Below are 5,306 nucleotides of genomic sequence, written 5' to 3' on the forward strand. Positions count from 1 at the left end.
CCCAGGCCCCCGCGCAGCCCTCCGCCGCGCCCGCCCCCGTACAGGCCGCCTCCGCCGCGCCCGCCGCCGACCTGACGAAGTCCGAGGACGCCCGATGAGCACGCCCCAGCCTCCCCTCACCCAGCAGCCACCGGCCCCCCACTGGCAGGGCGCGCCGGGCACTTCGTACACCTCGCCGATCCCGGTGGTGCGCACCCACCTCGGGCACGCGATCTCCTCCGAGTGGACGAAGATCAAGTCGGTCCGCTCGACGATCTGGACGCTCGGCGTCTTCGTCGTCCTGGTGATCGGCCTCGGTCTGCTCTTCGCCCTGATCGCCGCCTCCACCGACACGAACCTGGAGGGTGAGTCCCCCCTGGTCCTCGGTCTGTTCGGGCTGATGATCGGCAGCGTCTGCATCCTCACGCTCGGGGTGCTGACCACCGCGTCCGAGTACGGCACGGGAATGATCCGGACCACGATGGCCGCGTGCCCGAGCCGCGGCCGGGTCCTGCTCGCCAAGGCGATCGTGTTCTTCGCGCTCACGTTCACGGTCACCCTGGCCACCACCGCGTTCGTCGGCTTCGCCCAGGTGGCGATCCTGGAGGGCAACGGGGCCACCAGCCCCGACGGCGACGAGTGGTTCAAGGCCACGGTCGGCGTGAGCCTCTTCCTGGCGCTCTTCGGACTGCTGGCGCTGCTGATGGGCTCGCTGATCCGGCACTCCGCCGGTGCGATCACCCTCATGCTCGGCGTCTTCCTCGCCCCGCTGGTCATCGCGATCTTCATGTTCTCGGAGTCGCTGAAGGACGTGCAGGAGTTCCTGCTGGAGTACTCGATCCCGAGCCAGCTCAGCGTCTTCTACGGCTCGGAGCTCAGCCAGTCGGGCCCGTCCGGCTGGGAGCCGCTGTGGATCATGACCGGACTGGTGGCGGCGGCGTTCGTCGGCGCGTACGCGCTGCTGGAGCAGCGGGACGTGTGATCGAGAAGGCCGCGGGGTCAGAACCGCGGCGCGTTACGGGACCGCTGCACCCGCGAGGTGCGGCGGTCCTTCGCGTTCCAGCAGGCCTTGTGCCAGTGCCGGCGCTCGTCGACACCCGAGTGCTCGGGCCAGGCGACGAGATGCGGCATCCCCGATGCGATCATCTGGTCGCAGCCGGGGCAGCGGTAGGTCTTGCCCGCCGCGCTCGCGCCCGCCACATGACGCACGCTCCACTCCTCGCCCTGCCAGGGCTCGGTCGTCTGCCAGCCGCCGTACCGGTCCGACCGGTCCTCTTCTGCGCTGCGGCCTGACGGACCCGACGAACCATCGCCCTTGGGGCGGTTGCGACGCGGGGACACGGGACACCTCACGGGGCTATACAGGGAGCAGGATTGGTGTCCAGCCTACGCGGGCCCGGTGGGGGTATGCGTACGTCACCAAACCCCCCAGATCGCCCTCCGCCCGGCCCATTCTGCAGACAATCCGCAAATCTCGCCGCCAGGCCGTGACTTCGGCACGTGTCACACGGTTATGCCGGTGGGGGAGCTCCCGAGCCGGAGCCGAGGAAGCAGGAAGAGCGATGCACGTAGGAACATTTGTACTGGGAGCCCAGTTCCCCGGCCAGGGCCAGGGAGAAGCGCTCCACCGGGCGGTACGGACGGCGGAAGTGGCCGAGGAGGCCGGGCTGGACGCGGTCTGGCTGGCCGAGCACCATTTCGTGCCGTACGGCACCTGCCCGTCGGCCATCACCCTCGCCGCGTTGCTGCTGGGCCGCACCCGGCGGATCCGGGTCGGCACGGCGGTCAGTGTGCTGCCCACCGTCCATCCCGTGGCCCTGGGCGAACAGGCCGCCCTGCTGCACGTGACGTCCGGCGGACGCTTCTCGCTGGGCGTCGGACGCGGCGGCCCGTGGGTCGATCTGGAGGTGTTCGGCGCCGGACTCGAGGCGTACGAGAAGGGGTTCCCGGAATCACTCGATCTACTGGTGCGCTGGCTGCGGGAGCCCTCGGTGTCCGCCTCGGGGGAACGATTCAGCTTCCGCGAGGTCCCCGTCGTGCCCAGGCCCGCCGAGGACCTGGACGAGACGCCCGGACCTGAGGTCGTCGTCGCCTGCACCTCACCGGCGAGCGTCCGGCTGGCCGCCGAGCGCGGGCTGTCGATGCTCCTCGGGATGCACGTCGGGGACGAGGAGAAGGCCGAGATGGTCGCGCTGTGGCGCAAGCACGCGCGCGCGGCGGGCCGTTCGCCGGAGGAGATCTCCGGCGCGGCCCATGTCTCGGCCGGCGTCTGCCAGATCGCGGACCGGCGTACCGACGCCGTGGAGGCGCTCACCAAGGCGATGCCGGGCTGGCTGAAGCAGGGCCTCGACGCCCATGTGACCGTCGACGGCCGCGCCCGCGCCATGCGGGACCCGCTGGCGTACACCGAACTGCTCTGCGGACTGCACCCGGTGGGGACTCCCCGGCTGTGCGCCGACCGCCTCGCGGCCACCAGCGAGCGGACGGGCATCTCCCGCTTCGCCCTGCTCGTCGAGGGCTCCGGCGATCTGGCGGCGACGGAGGAGAACGTACGGCGACTCGGTGCCGAGGTGCTGCCTCACCTCGGCTGAGCCACTGCGGGGAGCTTGCCGCCCCGGTTACTGAAGCACCTCCCGCGGGTGGAGCGGCAAGCCGTGCTGCGTCATGACCTCAGCAGTCCCGGAGTTCCGCGGACTGGTTGAGGAGTTGGCCGCGGATCGAGGTGAAGCGGGCCAGCCTGTCGTCCACGGACGGGTCCAGCGGGAACACCGCCACCCGGTGGCAGTTCTGGAAGGCCAGCCGTACACCGAAGTGCCGCTGCAGCGCGCCGCGAATCGCGTCACTGGCGAGCGCGCGCAGCAGCTGTCCGCGTGCCTGCTCGTCCGGCGGGGGCGTCTGGTTGTCGGCGAACTCTCCGCCGTCGACCTTCAGCTGGGCCACCAGAGAGCTGATCATCTCCCACGCGTAGGGCAGGGAGGTCCGGACGCAGTCGACGAAGGCGGCTTCGTCGACCTCGCCTCGCTCGGCCTGTTCGAGTAGGGCCGGTGAGACGTCGAGCGACATGGGTTCTCCTCTCGCACCCCCACAACAGCAGGGGTTGACGGACAGGTCGGAGTTCGCGTTACCGAACACGCAGAGTGCACGGTTCGCGACCTCCAGTTTCTACGGTAAGCAACCGAACGTGACCGCACCAGGAGATTGCGCGCAACGACAAGGCGCGGGACGCACACAATCAGCCAATGCCGAACAGGAGTTGACAGAGGCACATGCCGGAGGACGGCGGAGGCCCACGTCAGGGGCAGAAGAGCGTGACGGAGGGCGACAGCCATGACGTGGGACCGGCATGGCAGTCGAACGGTCCCCGGTGGGCTGCGCCGACAGTGCGGGGGCCTGTGGCCGAGGCACTTCCGGCAGTCGAATCGCGCGCACCCGTCGGCGTCGAGTAGCGTTGCCGACCATGCGTCTCGTCATTGCCCGCTGCTCCGTCGACTACGCGGGCCGGCTCACCGCCCATCTCCCCTCGGCCCCCCGTCTGATCCTGGTGAAGGCGGACGGCAGCGTCTCGATCCACGCGGACGACCGCGCCTACAAGCCCCTCAACTGGATGTCGCCGCCCTGCACTCTGAAGGAGGGGTCGGGAGACGAGGAGGGGGTCTGGACCGTCATCAACAAGGCGGGCGAGAAGCTCATCATCACGATGGAGGAGGTCCTCCACGACTCGTCGCACGAACTCGGCGTCGACCCCGGCCTGATCAAGGACGGCGTCGAGGCACACCTCCAGGAACTCCTCGCCGACCGCATCGAGACCCTCGGTGAGGGCTACACGCTCATCCGGCGCGAGTACATGACGGCCATCGGGCCCGTCGACATCCTGTGCCGGGACGCGAACGGCGCGACCGTCGCGGTCGAGATCAAGCGGCGCGGTGAGATCGACGGCGTCGAGCAACTCACCCGCTACCTGGAGCTGTTGAACCGCGACCCGCACCTCGCGCCGGTCCGCGGCATCTTCGCCGCCCAGGAGATCAAGCCCCAGGCCCGCGTCCTCGCCACCGACCGCGGCATCGGCTGCACGGTCCTCGACTACAACGCGATGCGCGGCATCGAGGACGACAAGCTGCGGCTGTTCTGAGCCGTTTCACGAAAAAGGGCCGGGTCCGAGGAACGGACCCGGCCCTTTCCTGTCGAAAGGGGCATCGAACGGGCTGAACGAAACCTCAGGCCACCGTCCCGCCGGGTGAGTCGGCGGTGGTCCTCGGGGTGCCTGCCGCGCTGCTGGACTCGACGGGCCCGCCGGAGGTCGACGCACTGGCGCTGTTCGTGTCGTCCGGTGGCGGCGGGTCCTCGGTCCCGCCCCCGGTAGGTGTCGGGGTGGGCGTCGGGGTCGGCGTGGGCGTGGGCGTCGGGGTCGGGGTGGGCGACCCGGACTCGTCCTCGGTCTCGGACGGCGTCGGCTTGGGCGAGGTCTTCGTCGGGGACGGCGTCGGCTTGCCCGTCGGCCCCTCCGTACCGCTCGGGTCGTCCGACGGCCCCGCGCTGTCCGTGGGCGCCGGGTCGTCCGACGTGCCGTACGTCCCGTCGGGGCCCGGGTCGGTCGGCTCGGGCACGGCACCCGGCGCGTCGCCGTCCTCGCCCGTCTTGGGGCGGTCCGCGCCGAGCCCGCCGTCGCCGACGCCCTCGCTCGCGGAGGGGTTGACGCCGACCTTCTCGGCCGGGGTGTCACCGTTGCGGTCGGAGGTCGCGCCCAGGGTCACGACGGTGCCCAGGACGGCGGCCAGCAGCGCGCCCGCACCCGCGGCGACCATGTTACGCCGGGCGCCTCCGACGAGGCCCTTGAGGCTGCTGAGCCGGTGCGCGGGCGAACCGGAGCCGGGCCGGTGCGTGAGGAGCGTGTGGTCGTTGACCGGAAGGGCGGAGGACGATCCACCGCTCCCGGTCGCCGCCCCCGCGCCCGTCGCCCCGGGGCCGACCGCGCCGAAGCCCGTCGGTGTGTACGGGGACGGCACGCCCCCGGGCGGCGAGGCCGACTCCTCACGCCGGGCGTCCGGCACCTCCTCCCCCGCCGCCGTACGCCCGCCGGGCGGTGTCGCCCCGGAGCGGTCGGCGACCAGGGCCAGAGCCCTGCGGCCGGCGACGGTGCCACGCTTGTCGGCGAGGACGTTGCGCAGCCCGATGGAGGACTCCAGCTCGGCCCGGGCCCGCTCCAGCTGGCCGCAGCAGAGCGCGAGGACGCCCAGCTCGTGGTGGAAGTAGGCCTGTTCGCCGGTCTCGGCGGCGAGGCCGGACGCCTCCGCGCCGGCCCGGAGCGCCCGCTCCCAGGCGCTCCAGCG

The 5,306-nt window shown here is 71.5% G+C and carries 5 protein-coding genes and 1 pseudogene; 3 read left to right on the forward strand and 3 right to left on the reverse strand.

The window, feature by feature from the left end:
- The first annotated feature begins 94 nt into the window (after positions 1 to 94).
- Positions 95 to 961, forward strand: a complete 867-nt coding sequence (locus tag AWZ10_RS07100; RefSeq protein ID WP_046708738.1) for an ABC-2 transporter permease — start codon at positions 95 to 97, stop codon at positions 959 to 961.
- Positions 962 to 978: 17 nt separating this feature from the next.
- Here AWZ10_RS07100 and AWZ10_RS07105 read toward each other — a convergent pair whose 3' ends face one another.
- Positions 979 to 1,320: a hypothetical protein gene (locus AWZ10_RS07105; protein ID WP_046708739.1), complete on the reverse strand. Its 342-nt coding sequence runs from the start codon at positions 1,318 to 1,320 to the stop codon at positions 979 to 981.
- Positions 1,321 to 1,541: 221 nt separating this feature from the next.
- On the opposite strand from AWZ10_RS07105, the gene AWZ10_RS07110 reads away from it, so the two are divergent.
- On the forward strand, positions 1,542 to 2,570 hold the full coding sequence (locus AWZ10_RS07110) for an LLM class flavin-dependent oxidoreductase (protein ID WP_037695427.1): 1,029 nt from the start codon (positions 1,542 to 1,544) through the stop codon (positions 2,568 to 2,570).
- Positions 2,571 to 2,649: 79 nt separating this feature from the next.
- Here the strand turns inward: AWZ10_RS07110 and AWZ10_RS07115 are convergent, their stop codons facing one another.
- Positions 2,650 to 3,042, reverse strand: a complete 393-nt coding sequence (locus tag AWZ10_RS07115; RefSeq protein WP_037695424.1) for an SCO5389 family protein — start codon at positions 3,040 to 3,042, stop codon at positions 2,650 to 2,652.
- 394 nt (positions 3,043 to 3,436) lie between these two features.
- On the opposite strand from AWZ10_RS07115, the gene nucS reads away from it, so the two are divergent.
- Positions 3,437 to 4,108: an endonuclease NucS gene (nucS, locus tag AWZ10_RS07120; RefSeq protein WP_046708740.1), complete on the forward strand. Its 672-nt coding sequence runs from the start codon at positions 3,437 to 3,439 to the stop codon at positions 4,106 to 4,108.
- Positions 4,109 to 4,193: 85 nt separating this feature from the next.
- Here the strand turns inward: nucS and AWZ10_RS07125 are convergent.
- Positions 4,194 to 5,306, reverse strand: a pseudogene (locus AWZ10_RS07125) (ATP-binding protein); the annotation flags it as partial.

The sequence above is a fragment of the Streptomyces europaeiscabiei genome (assembly GCF_001550375.1).
Taxonomy (GTDB): Bacteria; Actinomycetota; Actinomycetes; order Streptomycetales; family Streptomycetaceae; genus Streptomyces; species Streptomyces europaeiscabiei.